Consider the following 16,589-nt stretch of genomic DNA (forward strand, 5'->3'; position numbering starts at 1 on the left):
CGGGCCTCACCGCGTCACCGGCGTGACCGGCCTCAACGGCCCCGCTCCGCGCCGCCGTTCACCTGGATGGTCTGGGCGGTGATGTGGCCGGCCGCGTGGGAGGCCAGCCAGTGCAGGGTCTGGGCCACGTCGCCCGGCTCGCCGGCCCGGCCGTTCATGGTCTCCGCCACCCGGGCCCGCAGCCGCTCCTGCGGCATGCCGTCCGGTCCGAAGAACTCGGTGTCGGCGATGAGCCCCGGCGCCACCACGTTCACCGTGATGCCGCGCGGGCCGAGCTGCCGCGCCAGGTCGAAGGCGTGCGGGTGCAGTGCCGCCTTGCCCGAGCCGTAGGAGCCGCGCCCCGAGCCCCGGTAGGCGGCGATGGAGGACACGAACAGCACCCGGCCGCCGGGGGAGGCCAGCCGGTCCCGCAGGGCCTCGGTCAGCAGCACGGCGCTCAGCGTGTTGAGTCGGAACGCCGTCTCCCACTCGGCGGCCACCGCCGCCAGCCGGTCCGCCGGTTCCGCTCCCGTGGGCTCCCCGGTGGCGGCGAGGCCGCCGGCGTTGTTGATCAGCACGTCCACCGTGCCGAAGCGCTCCCCGATCTCCGCCGCCGCCCGGGCCACCTGCGCCGGGTCCGTCAGATCGGCGGGTACGGCCACGGCGCCGCCGCCGATGCGGTCCGCCGCCCGCTCCAGGACGTCCGCGCGCCGCCCGATCAGTACCGGGGTGTCTCCCCCGCGCGCGAAGGCGTCGGCCGTCGCGAGGCCGATCCCGGTGCCGCCACCGCTGATGACCACCGTCCGTGTGCCTGATGTCATGGGCGGACGCTATCGGCTCCCAGGGGCACGTGCCAGGTCAGGCGCAGGCCGGAACCGCCCAGCCCGGGGCCGAGTTCGCTGAAGCCGCCCAGCTCGGCGGCCCGGTCGGCGAGGTTGCGCAGCCCGCTGTAGCGGCCCGCGCCCTCCTCCGGCAGGCCGATCCCGTCGTCCGCGACCGTCAGCCGCACCCCGTCCCGCCCGTCCGGCAGCGCGGCGGTGGCGTCCACCGTCACCTCCACCCGTCCGGCCCGGGCGTGCCGGGCCGCGTTGGACAGGGCCTCGCGCAGGGCGGCCACGAGATTGCGGGCCACGCCCTCCCCCACCTGGGTGTCCACCGGGCCGGTGAAGGAGACCGAGGGGGCGAAGCCGAGGCTCTGGGCGGCGGTGCCGGTCTCGCGCAGGACGCGGGTGCGCAGCCCGGGCCGGGCCTCGTCCGGCTGCTGCTGGAGGGCGAAGACGGTCGTGCGGATCTCCTGGATGGTCGCGTCGAGTTCGGTGACGGCTTTGCCGATCCGGTCGGCGACGCCGTTGCCGTGTCCCTCGTTCCCGTTGGCGTCGCCGTCCGGGCCGGGGCCGTCCGTTTCCGGCAGCGCCCGGCGGGCGCCCTCCAGCAGCATGCCGACCGCGAACAGCCGCTGGATGACGAGATCGTGCAGATCGCGTCCGATCCGGTCGCGGTCCTCGTACACCGCGAGGGATTCCCGGTCGGCGCGGGCCTGGGCGAGCACCAGGGCGAGCGCGGCCTGCTGGGCGAACTGGGTGGCCATGGCCCGTTCCGGCACGGAGTACGGGTCGCCGCCCGGGGCCCGGGGCAGGCCGAGGGCGCCGAGGGTCCGGTCGCCGCTGGTGAGCGGGAGCAGCATGCAGGGGCCGAAGTGCTCGGCGAAGCGGCGGGCGGTGAGCCGGGGGTCGGTGGCGGTGTCCTCGATGAAGACGGGTTCGCCGGACAGCAGCTGGTGGACGGTGTCGGCGTCGGCGGGCAGGGCGGTGCCGATCAGGGGCGGGCCGCCGGGGGTGATGCTGGCGGCGACGACCTCCAGGTTGTCGGCGTCGCCGGTGGGGACGAGGACCAGGCCCGCGTCCGCGTCGGCGAGCCGTCTGGCCTGTTCGGCGACGACGGCGAGCGCGTTGTCGACGTCCTCGGCCAGCAGGGAGGCGGAGAGTTCGACGCTGCCGTCCATCCAGCGGGCCTGCTGGCGTACCGCCTCGTACAGCCGGGCGTTGCCGATGGCGATGCCCGCCTCGGTGGCGAGGATCTCCAGCATGCGGCGGTCCTCGTCGGTGAACGGCCGCCCCTCGGGCGGGCCGGCCAGGTACAGGCCGCCGAAGCCGGCGCCGTGCACCCGGATGGGGGAGGCGAGGACGCCGGGTTCCCGGGTGGGGTGGGGGCGTCCGCCGTGCTCCAGGAGTTCGGCGAGGAGCGGGGCGCGGCCGAGGCCGCCCGGGTCGGTGCCGTGCGCGGCGAACTCGCCGATGCGTTCGCCGTCGTCCGTCAGCACGGCGAGCGCGGCGTAGCCGGCGCCGGCCAGGTCGGCGGCGGTGGTGACGATCCGGTCCAGCAGGGTGGGCAGCTCGGTGCCGCCGCCGAGAGAACTCATGGCGTCGAGCAGCCGGGGCATCCGGCGGGCCAGCTCGGGGCTGAGCGGAGGTGGTGGCCCGGCCGGGGCCTGCTGTGTCATAGCAGCGAGGGTAGTTAGTCCCTCTTTGCGGCGAAAGTCGGGATCGGCCGGGCCGGGGTCTCCGTCCCGGTTCCGGCCTCGCGTTCCAGCATCCGGCGGAACGGCCCCTCGGTGGCGGCCAGCTCGGCGTACGGGCCGCGCTGGACGGGCCGTCCCGCCGCGAGTACCAGGACCTCGTCGACGGCGTCGAGCCCGGCGAGCCGGTGGGTGATCAGCACGGTGGTGCGGCCCTCGGTGGCGGCGAGCAGGTCGTGGGTGAGGGCGTCGGCGGTGGGCAGATCGAGGTGCTCGGCCGGCTCGTCCAGGATCAGCACCGGGAAGTCGGCGAGCAGGGCGCGGGCGAGCGCGAGCCGCTGGCGCTGGCCGCCGGAGAGCCGGGCGCCGTGTTCGCCGACCTCGGTGTCCAGGCCGTCGGGCAGCGCGTCCACCCAGTCCAGCAGCCGGGCACCGGCCAGCGCGGAGCGCAGGGCGTCCTCGTCGGCGGACGGGTCGGCCAGCCGGAGGTTCTCGCGCAGGGTGCTGTCGAAGAGATGGGCGTCCTGGGCGCACAGGCCGATGTGGCGCCGTACGGCGTCGCCGTCCAGGTCGGTGGCCGGGGTACCGGCGAGGGTGTACGGGGCGGGGCCGGCGCCGGTGGGCCCGGCCGGGTCGAGGAACCGCAGCAGGACCTGGGCCAGGGTGGTCTTGCCGGCCCCGGAGGGGCCGACGACCGCGATCCGGTGGCCGGGGACGAGGTCCAGGTCGATGCCGTCCAGGGCGGGCGGGGCGTCGGGCGCGGCGCCGGGGTAGCGGGCGGTCAGGCCGCGCAGCCGCACGGGGAACGGGCCCGCCGGGGCGGCGGCGGGACGCTCGGGCTCCCGGACCGGCGCGGGGGCGTCCAGGACATCGCGGACGCGTTCGGCGGCGCGGCGGGCGCGCTGCCGGTGCTGTACGGCCAGGGGCAGACCGAGGACCGCCTCGAAGGCGGCCAGCGGGACGAGGACGACGGTGGCCAGCCAGACGCCGCCGAGCCGGCCGTCGGCCACCGCCGGGACGCCGGCCCAGGCGGCGGCGGTGACGGTGAGCCCGGTGATGAGGGCGAGCAGTCCGCCGGCCAGGCCGGTGACGGCGGCCGACCTGGCGGCGATCCGGGTCAGCCGGCGGTCGGCGGCGCGGACGGCCTCCAGATGGGCGGGGAGGGCGCCCGCGACGGTCAGTTCGGCGGTGCCGGTGAGCAGGTCGACGGTGCGGGTGGCCAGTTCTCCGCGCGCGGGGGCGAGCTGGCGGTCGGTCCTGCGGGCGAGCGCGGCGCTGAGGGCGGGGACGGCCACTCCGGCCAGGAGCAGCCCCGCCGCGAGGGCGGCACCGGCGGCGGGCAGCAGCCAGGCGGTGAACGCGACGGCGGCGACCGAGACGGTGCCGGCCGCGACGGCGGGCAGCAGCCAGCGCAGGAAGTAGTCCTGGAGGGCGTCGACATCGGTGACGACCCGGGAGAGCAGGTCACCGCGCCGGGTGCGGCGCAGTCCGGCGGGGGCCAGGCGCTCCAGCCGCCGGTAGACGGCCACCCGCAGCCCGGCGAGGATCCGCAGGACGGCGTCGTGGCTGACGAGGCGTTCGGCGTAGCGGAAGACGGCCCGGCCGATGCCGAAGGCCCGGGTGGCGGTGACGGCGACCATCAGATAGAGGATGGGTGGCTGTTCCGAGGCGCGGGAGATGAGCCAGCCGGAGACGGCCATCAGCCCGGTGGCGGAGCCGAGGGCGAGGGCGCCGAGGACGGCTCCGAGGATCAGCTGTCCGCGCCGGCCCGCGCCGGTCCGCCGTACCCAGGCGAGCGGGCCGAGGGCGGGAGTGCCGGTGCCGGTGCCGGGGTCGCCCGGAGCGTCCGCCGGCGGCGCGACGGTGGGCTGCGGCTGCGGCTGCGGCTGCGGAGCGGGGGGTGCGGGGCGGACGGCCGCACCCTGGCTGGACAGGTGTTCGGTCGCGGCGTCCGGGGCGGTCGGGACGGCCGCGCCGTGTTTCACGTGAAACACCCGATCGGCGGCGGCCAGCAGAGCCGGACGGTGGGTGACCAGCAGGACGGTACGGTCGGCGGCCAGCGCGGCGATGGTGGCGACGACCTCCGCCTCGGTGCTGCCGTCCAGTGCGGCGGTGGGTTCGTCGAGCAGCAGGATGGGGCGGTCGGCCAGCAGGGCGCGGGCCAGGGCGACCCGCTGGCGCTGACCGGCCGACAGGCCGCCGCCCGCCTCGTCCAGGAGCCGCCGCGGGTCGAGGTCCCCGGCTGCCGCCGCTCGCAGCGCCGCCGTGACCTCCGCGTCGGTGGCCTCCGGGCGGGCCAGCCGGACGTTCTCCGCGATGGTGCCGGCGAACAGCCGGGGGTGCTGGGGCACCCAGGCGATACGGCGGTGCCAGGCGGCGAGATCCACGGTGGCCAGATCGGTGTCGCCGACCAGCACCTGCCCCCGGGCCGGGCGGGTGAAGCCGAGGACGACATGGAGCAGGGTGGTCTTGCCGGCGCCCGACGGGCCGGTCAGCGCCACGGTCTCGCCCGGTGCGAGGGTGAGGGTGGTCGGTGCCAGGGAGTCCTGGTCCCGGCCCGGATGGCGGACCGCCACGCCGTCGAGCCGGATCGGCGCGCCGGCCGGCGGGGCGACGGTGCCCGCCTCCCGGTCGGGTGCGGTCTCCAGGACCTCGAAGACCTCGGCCGCCGCCGACAGACCCTCCTGAGCGGCGTGGAACTGGGCACCGACCTGCCGCAGCGGCAGATAGGCCTCGGGCGCCAGGATCAGTACCACCAGGCCGGTGTAGAGGTCGAGTTCGCCGTGCACCAGCCGCATGCCGATGGTGACGGCGACCAGGGCGACCGAGATGGTGGCGAGCAGTTCCAGCGCGAAGGACGACAGAAAGGCGACCCGCAGCGTCCGCAGGGTGGAGCGGCGGTAGTCGGCGGTGATGGCCCGGATGTTCTCGGCCTGGGCCTTGGCCCGGCCGAACACCTTGAGCGTGGTCAGCCCGCCCACCACGTCCAGGAAGTGGCCGGAGAGCCGGGCCAGCTGCCGCCACTGGCGGTCCATCTGCGCCTGGGTGGCCCAGCCGATCAGGATCATGAAGAGCGGGATCAGCGGCAGGGTGCCCGCGATGATCGCGGCCGAGACCCAGTCGTCCGTGACGATCCTGGCCAGGACCGCCACCGGCACCACCACCGCGAGGCCCAGCTGCGGCAGATAGCGCGCGAAGTAGTCGTCGAGCGCGTCCACGCCCCGGGTGGCCAGCGCGGTCAGTTCACCGCTGCGCTGCCGGCTCAGCCAGCCGGGGCCCAGCCGGGCGGCGTGCCCGAGCAGCCGCATCCGCAGCTCGGACTTCACCGCCGCCCCGGCCCGGTGGGCGGCCAGTTCGGTCAGCCAGGCCACCAGCGCGCGCCCCAGCGCGGTGGCGGCGAGCAGCAGCAGCGCGGTGCGGAGCGAGGCGAGGTCGCGGCCGTCCCAGAAGGCGCCGGCCACGATCTCGGCGATCAGCATGGCCTGGGCGATGAGCAGGACGGCCCCGGTCAGCCCGAGTGCCACGGAGGCGGCCAGGAAGCCGCGGGTGGCTCGGGCGTAACGGAGCAGTCTCGGGTCTACCGGCTTCATCGGTCCCTTCCGTCCCCTGCTGCTGAGGCCGTCGTCAGTGTGCCGCCGGCGCGATGTGCTGGGTCCCGATGCGCTTGCGGAAGACCCAGTACGTCCAGCCCTGGTAGAGCAGGACGATCGGGGTGGCGATGGCCGCGCACCAGGTCATGATCCGCAGCGTGTAGGGGCTGGAGGCGGCGTTCTCGATGGTGAGGGTGCCGGCCGGGTCCCCGGTCGAGGGCATCACCTCGGGGAACAGCGCCAGGAACAGCATGGCCACGGCGGCCACGATGGCCAGCCCCGACCAGCTGAACGCCCAGCCCTCGCGCCCCCTGGCGTTGGCGGCCAGCGCCGCGGCCAGCGCTCCCGCCGCGACCACCATGGCGACCAGCGTACGGGTGTCGCCGCTCGCGCCCTGGGTCCACAGCAGGAAGGCGGCGGCCAGCGCCAGGGCGGCCAGACCGAGTCCGGTGGCGAGCCGCCGGGCCCGTCCCCGGATGTCGCCGACCGTCTTGAGGGCGGTGAAGACCGCCCCGTGGAAGGTGAACAGCACCAGGGTGAGCGCCCCGCCGAGCAGGGCGTACGGGTTGAGCAGGCCGAAGACGTCACCGGTGTACTCGTGGGAGGCGTCCAGCGGGACACCGCGCACGATGTTGGCGAAGATGACGCCCCACAGGAAGGCGGGCACCGCCGAGCACCAGAAGATCGCGTGCTCCCAGTTGCGCTGCCAGCGCTCGCCGGGCCGCTTGGCGCGGTACTCGAAGGCGACGCCGCGCACGATGAGGCACAGCAGGACGGCGAGCAGCAGCAGGTAGAAGCCGGAGAAGAGGGTGGCGTACCAGTCGGGGAAGGCGGCGAAGGTGGCGCCGGCCGCGGTCAGCAGCCAGACCTCGTTGCCGTCCCAGACCGGGCCGATGGTGTTGATGAGGACGCGGCGTTCGGTGCGGTCGCGGGCGAGGGCCTTGGTCAGGACGCCGACACCGAAGTCGAAGCCCTCCAGGAAGAAGTAGCCGATCCACAGGACGGCGATGAGGGCGAACCACACGTCGGGGAGGTTCATCACATGCTCCTTGTGCGCGGGTCTCAGTAGGAGAAGGCCATGGGACGGTCCTCCGGTTGCCGCGTCCCGTCCGGGTCGCCGGTGCCGTCCGTGCCGCCGGGTCCGCTGCCGCGGTCGTGGCCGCCGATGCGGGTGGGCGGGTTGAGGTCGGCTTCGGTCAGCTCGGGCGGGCCCGCCTTGGCGTACTTGGCGATGAGCCGGACCTCGACGACGGCGAGGATCGCGTACAGCAGGGTGAACAGCGTCATGGAGGCGATCACCTCGCCCTGCGAGACGCCGGGGGAGACGGCGTCGGAGGTGCGCAGGACGCCGTAGACCACCCAGGGCTGGCGGCCGGTCTCGGTGAAGATCCAGCCCCAGGCGTTGGCGATCAGCGGGAAGAGCATGGTGAGCAGGGCGAGCCGCCAGTAGCCGCGGGTGAGGGCGGGGCCCAGTTCGCGGTCGCGGGTGAGGGCGAGCCGGGGCACGGTGTCCTCGTCGGTGCGCAGGTCCTCCGAGAGCCACAGCCGGCGGCGGGTGAGCCACAGTCCCGCGGCGCCGAGCGCGGCCGAGGACATGCCGAAGCCGATCATCCAGCGGAAGCTCCAGTAGGCGACCGGGATGTTGGGGCGGTAGTCGCCCGGCCCGTACTGCTCCTGCATCGCCTCGTTGGTGTCGTTGATGCCGGGCACCGGGTCGTGGAAGTTGTCGTGGGCGAGGAAGGAGAGCAGTCCGGGGATCTCGATGGCGACGTCGTTGTGGCCCTGGGCCACGTCGCCGATGCTGAACAGGGAGAACGGGGCGGGGGCCTGGGTGTCCCACAGCGCTTCGGCGGCGGCCATCTTCATCGGCTGCTGGTCGTACATGATCTTGCCGAGCCGGTCGCCGGAGAAGGCGGTGAGCATGCCGGCCACGACCATGGTGATCAGCCCGAGCCGCAGCGAGGTGCGCATGACGCGGATGTGCTGCTTGCGGATCAGGTGGTAGGCGGCGATGCCGACCATGAACGCGCCGCCGGTGAGGAAGGCGGCGGTGATGGTGTGCGCGAACTGGGCGACCGCGGTGTTCTGGGTGAGGACGTGGACGATGTCGGTCAGTTCGGCACGTCCGGTCTCCTCGTTGATGCGGTAGCCGACCGGGTGCTGCATCCAGGAGTTGGCGGCGAGGATGAAGTACGCGGAGAGCACGGTGCCGATGGCCACCATCCAGATGGTGGCGAGGTGGATCTTCTGCGGCAGCTTGTCCCAGCCGAAGATCCACAGTCCGATGAAGGTGGACTCGAAGAAGAAGGCGATCAGCGCCTCGAAGGCCAGCGGAGCCCCGAAGACATCCCCGACGAAGCGGGAGTAGTCCGACCAGTTCATGCCGAACTGGAACTCCTGCAGGATGCCGGTCACCACGCCGAGCGCGATGTTGATGAGGAAGATCTTTCCCCAGAACTTGGTGGCCCGGAGGTACTTCTCCTTGCCGGTGCGTACCCAGGCGGTCTGCAGGCCGGCCGTGAGGGAGGCGAGCGAGATCGTCAGCGGTACGAAGAGGAAGTGGTAGACGGTGGTGATCCCGAACTGCCACCGTGCCAGTGTTTCGTCGGCGAGCGCCAGATCCACGGGGGTCTCCTTCCCTGCGCCCCGTACCTTGTGAACGTATTCACATTCACAAGTACGATGATGGCACACCGCCCCCGGGGTCCCCCAGGGGGGTCCGAGAGCGGTGCGAAACGCGGAAAGCGCAGGTCAGGAGGGGTGCACTCAGGAGAAAACGGAGGCGCGGAAGGCCGCCGCCGTGGCCAGCACCACATCGTTGGCCTCGGGCTCGGCGACCGTGATCCGTACCCCCTCGCCCGCGAACGGCCGCACCATCACCCCCGCCTCCTCGCAGGCCGCCGCGAACCGGGCGGTGTCCGCGCCCAGCCGCAGCCACACGAAGTTCGCCTGCGACTCCGGCACCGCCCAGCCCTGCGCGCGCAGCGCGTCCGCCACCCGCGTCCGCTCGGTGACCAGGGCCGCCACCCGCTCCAGCAGCGCCGGCTCGGCGCGCAGCGAGGCGATCGCCGCGTTCTGGGCGATCTGGCTCACCCCGAAGGGCACCGCCGTCTTGCGCAGCGCCGCCGCCACCGGCTCGTGCGCCACCGCGAAGCCCACCCGCAGCCCGGCCAGCCCGTACGCCTTGGAGAAGGTGCGCAGGACACAGACGTTGGGCCGGTCCCGGTAGAGCGCCAGACCGTCGGCCGCCGCCTCGTCGCGCACGAACTCCCGGTACGCCTCGTCGATCATCACCAGCACGTCGGAGGGCACCCGGTCCAGGAACCGGGCGAGCGCGGCGTGGCCGATGGCGGTACCGGTCGGGTTGTTCGGGGTGCAGACGAAGACCACCCGGGTGCGGTCGGTGATGGCGTCGGCCATCGCGTCCAGGTCGTGTTCCTCGCCGGCCGTCAGCGGCACCCGGACCGAGGTCGCCCCCGAGATCTGCGTGATGATCGGATAGGCCTCGAAGGACCGCCAGGCGTACACCACCTCGTCCCCCGGCCCCGCCGTCGCCTGGAGCAGCTGCTGGGCGACGCCCACCGAGCCGGTGCCGGTGGCCAGATGGCTCACCGGTACGCCGAAGTGGCCGGACAGTTCGGCCAGCAGTTCACCGGCCGCCAGGTCCGGATACCGGTTGAAGGCGCCGGCCGCGCCCACGGCGGCCTCCAGCACCCCGGGCAGCGGTGGGTAGGGGTTCTCGTTGGAGGACAGCTTGTACACCGCCCGCCCGTCGGCCCGGGCGGCGGCCGGGCGGCCCGGCAGATAGGCGGGGATGTCCTCCAGCGCGGCGCGCAGCCGGGGGCCGGCCACCTCCGCGGCCGGAACGGAGTCGGGCGCGGCGTCCCGCGGGGCGTCCTGGAAAGATGCGGTCATCCTCCACACTGTATGAGGAAAGCCGCGCCGGGCGTATCCCCCCGGACCGGCCCGACGGTGGGGGCGCAGCGCTCGCACGACCTTCCGCGCCGGTGGCGAGCGCCCTGGCGCGCATCACTCGTGAGAGTGAACCACTTGCCGTTGATTTCGAGTGCGGCGTTCGGAAGTAAGCGCTCGTACATCGGTTCCCTTGCAGGGAAAGCGGGGATCTGACCCTTTCATTCGAAGGCAGAACGCCAAATTGACCTTGCAGAAACGTCATCACGCCCCCGCCGCCGCATCGCGATGGACCGCCCCGTCCCCGGGCCTACGATCAGGTCGCCATGACAGCAGCGAAGCATCAGGTGACTCGGTCCGCCGGGCGCCGGCCGAGCGGGCGGGCCGGCATCCGAGATGTCGCCGCGGCAGCCGGTGTCTCGATCACGACCGTCTCCGACGCGCTCAACGGCAAGGGCCGGCTGCCCGATGCCACCCGCCGCCACGTGCGCAGCGTCGCGGACCGGCTCGGCTACCGCCCCTCGGCCGCCGCCCGCACGCTGCGCACCGGCAAGTCCGGGCTCATCGGGCTCACCGTGACCACCTACGGCGAAGAGCCGTTCACCTTCACCGAGTTCGCCTACTTCGCGGAGATGGCCCGCGCCGCCACCTCGGCCGCGCTCGCCCGTGGCTACGCCCTGGTGATCCTCCCGGCCACCTCCCACCACCGGGACTTCGACGTCTGGTCGAACGTGGCCCTGGACGGAACGGTGGTCATCGACCCCGCCGACCACGACCCGGTCGTCACCGAACTCGTCCGCCAGGGCATTCCGGTGGTCTCCGACGGCCGCCCCGACGCCGCACTGCCGGTCACCGCCTGGGTGGACAACGACCACGAGGCCGCCGTCCTCGGCCTCCTCGACCACCTGGCCGGCTCCGGCGCCCGCCGCATCGGCCTGCTCACCGGCACCAGCACCGACACCTATACCCGGCTCTCCACCACCGCCTACCTCTCCTGGTGCGAGCGGGTCGGCCAGGAGCCGGTGTACGAGTCCTACCCCGCCCACGATCCGTGCGCCGGCGCGGTGGCCGCCGACCGGCTGCTCGCCAGACCCGACCGGCCCGACGCCGTCTACGGTCTCTTCGACCCCAACGGCACCGACCTGCTGGCCGCCGCCCGCCGTTACGGGCTGCGCGTCCCCGACGATCTGCTGGTGGTGTGCTGCAGCGAGTCCCCGGTGTACGCCACCACCGAGCCGCCCATCACCACCCTGTCGCTCAAGCCGGGCCGCATCGGCTCCACCGTCGTCCAGCTGCTGATCGACGCCATCGAGAACGCCGCGGACCGCGGTCCGGGCCGGGACCGCGACCGGGTGCGGGCCCCGGCGCACCAACTCATGCCCACCGAGCTGATCGTGCGCACCTCCTCCCAGCGCACCGCGCGCCGGGCCCCGCGCACCACGGTCACCGCGCCGCGTACCCCGCCGTTCGGCGACCGCTAGTTTCCAGCCGCCGGTTCCGGCAATATCGTCTTACGACAGAACCTCGCGCCGACCGCACCGGTGGCGACGCGCCGGTACGCACCGCGCCGAAGATCGTCACCCCCGGTGTGTCACACGTGAGCGGCTGGATTCCTATGATGGGCGAATGGCACCGGGACCCGGCCGAAACGGCAGGTCCCGCAGGTGAAGGCGGCGTGTGATGGTGGAGGGGTCGATGACTCAGGGGGCCGGCGAGGGACCCACGACGTGGCAGGGCGCGGCCGAGGGCGGTCCGGCCATTCCTCCCCGGCCCACCCGTGAACCCGATCTGTACACCCCCACCGTGCGCGATCTGCCGGTGATCGAGGGCGCCGGGCCGCTGTACGTGGTCGGTGACGTCCACGGCTATCTGGACGAACTGCGCGCCGCCCTGCGGGCCGCGGGGCTGACCGACGACGAGGACCGCTGGGCGGCCGGGAACGCCCGGCTGTGGTTCCTGGGCGACTTCACCGACCGGGGCCCGGACGGCATCGGCGTCATCGACATGGTGATGCGGCTCTCGGCGGAGGCCGCGGCGGCCGGCGGCTACTGCAAGGCCCTGCTCGGCAACCACGAACTGCTGTTCCTCGGCGCCAGCCGGTTCGGCGACACCCCGGTGGACTCGGGAGCGGGCACCGCGTCCTTCCATGCCGCCTGGATGCTGAACGGGGGTCAGCGCGCCGACATGGAACGGCTGCGCGACCATCACATCCAGTGGATGTCCCGGCTCGATTCCATGGCGGTGGCGGACGGCCATCTGCTGCTGCACTCCGACACGACGGCCTATCTCGAATACGGGCAGAACGTCGACGACGTCAACGACGCCATCTGGCAGGCTCTCGCGCGCCATGACGCGGAGGAGACCTGGGAGCTGTTCCGCAAATTCACCAAGCGGTTCGCGTTCCGGGACGAGGACGGCCCGCAGGCCGCCAGGGAACTCCTGGACACCTACGGCGGCAAGCGCATCGTGCACGGCCACAGCCCCATCCCGTATCTCACCGGCGAGCCCGCCGAATCCGAGTCGGGCGACCCCGACGCGCCGGACGCCGCGCCCCGGATCGACGGCCCGCACATCTATGCGGATTCCCTCGCCATCGCGATGGACGGCGGCGTCACCATGGCCGGAAAACTTCTGGTGGCCCGGCTTCCCCTGGATGATTGAGCGTCCGTTCCCTGTTGTGCGGAGTGCCCGGCCACAGCGGCGGGCAGGTGAGAAGGGGGCGCACAAGGCCGCGGGGGTGCCGGGAATCCCTCCGGCGAGGTGACGGACGGAAAGATTCCGGCAATCTCCTATGACGGGCGCCGGAAGCCCTTTACCATCAGTCCCTCACCAGCTCTCTGCCCACCTGACCGCCCGGTCGGCAGGAAGGCCCTTCGGAGCATCTGGGGACTTATATGAACGGCGCTCATGACGTGTTGCCAGAGGATCGAGCCGAATTCGAGCGGGTCCTCGACGAGGCGCTGCGCTCGGCGCGGCTGGGGAACGGTGCCGGGCGCACCACCGCCGTCCGCCAGGTGCGGCGGGCCGCGCTGGAGGCCAGACCGCAGCTGACCGCCCCCGCCACCGACGAGTACCACCGCTACGTCCGGCTGCGGGAGCAACTGCGGGCCGGTGCCGGGCAGCCGGCCGGGCGCGAGAGATCCGGCGGCGGCAACCTGGCGGTCGTCTCGGTGCTGATCCCCGTACTGGCCGGGGTCGCCGCCGTGGTGTTCCTGCTGGTCGGCTACCTCATGGGCCTGTCCGGCAACGAGGCGGCGGTGGGCCGTTCGATGCGCGACATCGGCTGGCTGTTCGCGCTGTTCGCCGCCTTCGGGCTGCTGCTCGCGGTGGCCGGGCTGGTGATCACGGCGGCCCGCAACGGCTCCGCCTCCGCCATCCGGGCCGGTGAGCAGGACGCGGGGCGCGGCCGGCTGGCCGGGGACGTGGCCGAGGCGCGCGAGGACTGGCGGCGGGCGCTCGCCGAGCGCGGCATCGCGCCGTTCGTGCGCCAGGCGGTGGCGTCGCACGGCACCGGCGGCGCGGGGGACGGCGCGGGCGAGGGTGCGGCGGCCGGGCGCGTGGCACCGCAGCGGCGGTTCTCCAGCCCCGAGTTCTCCAGCCCCACCGGCGGGGCGCCCCGTACCACGCCGCGCGTGGGGCATCCCGAGTACTCGCGGCCGGAGTTCTCCAGCCCGGAGTTCTCCACACAGCGCGGGGAGGACCCGGCCCCGTCCAAGGGGTACGCGGCGCCCGACTACGCCTCGCCCGAGCGCTCGGGCGGCGCGAGCCGCGGCTACTCCACCGGGCGGTACACGGCGGGCGACTTCTCGGCGGGTGACTACACCGCGGGCGACTACGCCCGCCCCGGCTTCGACTCGTCCTCCTCCTCTTCCGGCGGCGGCGAGGGCGAGGGCGAGGGGGAGGGCGGTGAGCGGCGCGCGAAGGGGTACGCCGCCCCGGACTTCGGCAGCCCGGGGTACGCGGGCCCGCACCGCAAGGACGAGGCGGCGGGCGGGGCCGGCGGCGAGGAGAACCGCTCCTGAGCCGCCGCCGTGAGCCGCGCGGCCCTCAGCAGCCGGCCAGCAGCCGTTCGATGACGACCGCCACCCCGTCCCGCTGGTGGGAGAGGGTGCGCCGGGTGGCGCCGGCCAGCACCGCGGGGTGGGCGTTGGCCATGGCGTAGGCGCGGCCCGCCCAGCGCAGCATCTCCAGGTCGTTCGGCATGTCCCCGAACGCCACCACCTCGCCGGGCGCGATGCCGTGCCGGGCGCAGTGCAGCGCCAGGGTGCTGGCCTTGGTGACCCCGGGCGCGCTGATCTCCAGCAGGGGGGTGGGGGAGGAGCGGGTGATCTCGCCGAGTCCGCCGCAGACCGAGCGGGCCAGGGCCAGGAAGGCGTCCGGGGCCAGCTCCCGGTGGTGCGCGAGCAGTTTGAGGAGCGGCTGGCCGGCGTACGGGCCGTCCTCGGCGAGCAGGTCCTCGACGGGGGTGGTGCCGACGACGGTCGGGTCCTCCTCGTGGAGCGGCGGGTAGCCGGTGGCGTAGTGGATGCCGCCGGCGCGTTCCACGGCGAAGGTGACGCCGGGGGCGGCGGCGCGCAGCGCGGCGACCAGGCCGAGCGCGTTGGCCGCCGGGAGGGCGCGGGCGGCGAGCAGGGTGCCGCCCGCGCGCAGATCGACGAGGGCGGCGCCGTTGCCGCAGATGGCCAGGGCGCGGCCGGTGGCGTGTTCGCGGAGCGGGACGACCCAGCGGGCCGGGCGGCCGGTCACGAACAGCACCTCGACGCCGGCCCGGCCGGCGGCGGCGAGCGCGGCGGCGGTGCGCGGGGAGACGGTCCCGTCGCGGCGCAGCAGGGTGCCGTCCAGGTCGGTGGCGATGAGCTTGGGGAGCGCGGTGCGCGGGGGCTGCGGGGGGAGAGTGAGGGTGCGGGCGACTGGTGTGGACACGGAGTCAGGCACAGTCATGCAGCATATGCCCGCCCATGCGTGCGGGGTCCCCGCACGCATGAGCCATCGGCCGGAAGCGGTGAATTCCTGACCGGAAAGGGCCTAGGCTTCCCCGCATGGCTGTTTCCTCCGCCCTCCCCCTGCGGCTCTCCACCGTCATCCTTCCCGTCTGGCGCTGGCGGGAAGGGGGACGCCGGAGCTGGCAGCACGCCGAGGAGCTGGGCTTCCACACCGCGTACACCTACGACCATCTCTCCTGGCGCACCTTCCGTGACCAGCCCTGGTTCGGTGCGCTGCCCACCCTGACCGCGGCGGCGGCCGCCACGGAGCGCATCCGGCTGGGCACCATGGTGATCTCGCCAAATTTCCGGCACCCCGTCACGCTGGCGAAGGAACTGATCACGCTCGATGACATCTCGGGCGGCCGGCTCACCCTCGGTATCGGTGCCGGGGGTTCCGGTTTCGACGCCACCGCGCTCGGCCACGACGCGTGGAGCCCGCGCGAGCGCGCCGACCGGTTCGCCGAGTTCGTGCCGCTGCTGGACCGGCTGCTGAGCGAGGGCGGTACCGGCGGGGTCTCCTACCGGGGCGACTTCTACTCCGCGCACGAGGTCCGCACCATCCCCGGCTGTGTGCAGCGGCCCCGGCTGCCGTTCGCGGTCGCCGCCACCGGGCCGCGCGGCATGCGGCTGGCCGCCCGGCACGGCCAGGCGTGGGTGACCACCGGCGACCCGAAGTCCCTGGACGGCGGCCCTGACGCGTTCCTCGCCGGCCTCGGCCGCCAGGTGGAGCGGCTGGCCGGCATCTGCGAGGAGGCGGGCCGCGAACCGGACGCGCTGGACAAGGTCGTCCTGGACTCCTCCCTGGCTCCCGGGGTCGACCCGCTCCAGTCCGTGGCGGCGTTCGTCGACTTCGCCGGCCGCTGCGCGGAACTCGGCTTCACCGAACTCGTTGTCCACTACCCGGTGCCCGACTCGGTGTACGCGGCCGACCCCGCGGTCTTCGAGCGGATCGCCACCGAAGGGCTCGCCCAGCTGGCCCGGTAGGCCGGGCCCGGCCGTCCCCGGGGCGGGCCCGGCTTCCCCTAAGGGGAAAGGCACCCGCGAGAGGGACGTGGGGACCCGCGGGCGGCACTAGGGTCGACCGGGTGAGTGTGATTGCGACCGAGAGCCTGAGCAAGCGGTACCCCCGGGTGACCGCTCTCGACCGGCTGACCGTGGACATCGGGCCGGGCGTCACCGGCCTCGTCGGGGCCAACGGCGCCGGCAAATCGACGCTGATCAAGATCCTGCTGGGGCTCGCCCCCGCCAGCGAGGGCAGCGCGGCCGTGCTGGGCAAGGACACCGCCCGCGAGGGCGCCGCCATCAGGGAGCAGGTCGGGTACATGCCCGAGCACGACTGCCTGCCGCCCGACGTGTCGGCGACCGAGTTCGTCGTGCACATGGCCCGGATGTCCGGGCTGCCCAGCACGGCGGCCCGCGAACGTACCGCCGACACGCTGCGGCACGTCGGCCTGTACGAGGAGCGGTACCGCCCCATGGGCGGCTACTCCACCGGCATGAAGCAGCGCGTCAAGCTCGCCCAGGCCCTCGTCCACGACCCGAAGCTGGTGCTGCTGGACGAGCCCACCAACGGCCTCGACCCGGCCGGCCGGGACGAGATGCTCGGCC

Annotated in this window: 12 protein-coding genes; 5 read left to right on the forward strand and 7 right to left on the reverse strand. The window is 73.9% G+C overall.

The window, feature by feature from the left end; all coding sequences use genetic code 11:
* Nucleotides 1-32: 32 nt before the first annotated feature.
* From ACFV5N_RS06300 to hisC, 6 genes are all read right to left on the reverse strand, one after another.
* Nucleotides 33-800, reverse strand: coding sequence for an SDR family NAD(P)-dependent oxidoreductase (locus tag ACFV5N_RS06300; protein WP_385594781.1), 768 nt, complete (start codon nt 798-800; stop codon nt 33-35).
* Complete coding sequence (locus tag ACFV5N_RS06305; protein WP_385594784.1) at nt 797-2,479, reverse strand: GAF domain-containing protein; 1,683 nt, start codon at nt 2,477-2,479, stop codon at nt 797-799. The genes ACFV5N_RS06300 and ACFV5N_RS06305 overlap by 4 nt, the downstream gene beginning before the upstream one ends.
* Nucleotides 2,480-2,493: 14 nt before the next feature.
* Nucleotides 2,494-6,084, reverse strand: a complete 3,591-nt coding sequence (gene cydD, locus ACFV5N_RS06310; protein ID WP_385594787.1) for a thiol reductant ABC exporter subunit CydD — start codon at nt 6,082-6,084, stop codon at nt 2,494-2,496.
* Nucleotides 6,085-6,118: 34 nt separating this feature from the next.
* Nucleotides 6,119-7,123 carry a cytochrome d ubiquinol oxidase subunit II gene (cydB, locus tag ACFV5N_RS06315; RefSeq protein ID WP_385594790.1) on the reverse strand — a complete coding sequence of 335 codons (1,005 nt, stop codon included), beginning with the start codon at nt 7,121-7,123 and terminating at the stop codon, nt 6,119-6,121.
* Nucleotides 7,124-7,146: 23 nt separating this feature from the next.
* Nucleotides 7,147-8,709, reverse strand: a complete 1,563-nt coding sequence (locus ACFV5N_RS06320) for a cytochrome ubiquinol oxidase subunit I (RefSeq protein WP_385594793.1) — start codon at nt 8,707-8,709, stop codon at nt 7,147-7,149.
* Between the two features lie 141 nt (nt 8,710-8,850).
* The gene (hisC, locus tag ACFV5N_RS06325; protein ID WP_385594796.1) at nt 8,851-9,999 is read right to left on the reverse strand and encodes a histidinol-phosphate transaminase; all 1,149 of its coding nucleotides are present in this window, start codon (nt 9,997-9,999) and stop codon (nt 8,851-8,853) included.
* A 323-nt stretch (nt 10,000-10,322) separates the two neighbouring features.
* Between hisC and ACFV5N_RS06330 the strand changes: the two genes are divergently transcribed.
* The 3 genes from ACFV5N_RS06330 to ACFV5N_RS06340 all read left to right on the forward strand — a co-directional run bounded on the left by ACFV5N_RS06330 (nt 10,323) and on the right by ACFV5N_RS06340 (nt 14,018).
* Nucleotides 10,323-11,477 (forward strand): LacI family DNA-binding transcriptional regulator, encoded by a 1,155-nt coding sequence (locus tag ACFV5N_RS06330; RefSeq protein WP_385594799.1) that lies wholly within the window; start codon nt 10,323-10,325, stop codon nt 11,475-11,477.
* 199 nt (nt 11,478-11,676) lie between these two features.
* The gene (locus ACFV5N_RS06335) at nt 11,677-12,657 is read left to right on the forward strand and encodes a metallophosphoesterase family protein (protein WP_385594802.1); all 981 of its coding nucleotides are present in this window, start codon (nt 11,677-11,679) and stop codon (nt 12,655-12,657) included.
* 254 nt (nt 12,658-12,911) lie between these two features.
* Nucleotides 12,912-14,018, forward strand: coding sequence for a hypothetical protein (locus tag ACFV5N_RS06340; RefSeq protein ID WP_385594805.1), 1,107 nt, complete (start codon nt 12,912-12,914; stop codon nt 14,016-14,018).
* A gap of 25 nt (nt 14,019-14,043) precedes the next feature.
* On the opposite strand, the gene ACFV5N_RS06345 is transcribed toward ACFV5N_RS06340, so the two are convergent.
* The gene (locus ACFV5N_RS06345) at nt 14,044-14,931 is read right to left on the reverse strand and encodes an HAD family hydrolase (protein ID WP_385594808.1); all 888 of its coding nucleotides are present in this window, start codon (nt 14,929-14,931) and stop codon (nt 14,044-14,046) included.
* A 104-nt stretch (nt 14,932-15,035) separates the two neighbouring features.
* On the opposite strand from ACFV5N_RS06345, the gene ACFV5N_RS06350 reads away from it, so the two are divergent.
* Nucleotides 15,036-15,965 (forward strand): LLM class flavin-dependent oxidoreductase, encoded by a 930-nt coding sequence (locus ACFV5N_RS06350; protein WP_385594811.1) that lies wholly within the window; start codon nt 15,036-15,038, stop codon nt 15,963-15,965.
* A 101-nt stretch (nt 15,966-16,066) separates the two neighbouring features.
* Nucleotides 16,067-16,589: ABC transporter ATP-binding protein (locus tag ACFV5N_RS06355; RefSeq protein WP_385594814.1), on the forward strand; the 523-nt coding region annotated here is incomplete at its 3' end.

It is taken from the genome of Streptomyces sp. NPDC059853, assembly GCF_042731495.1.
Taxonomy (GTDB): domain Bacteria; phylum Actinomycetota; class Actinomycetes; order Streptomycetales; family Streptomycetaceae; genus Streptomyces.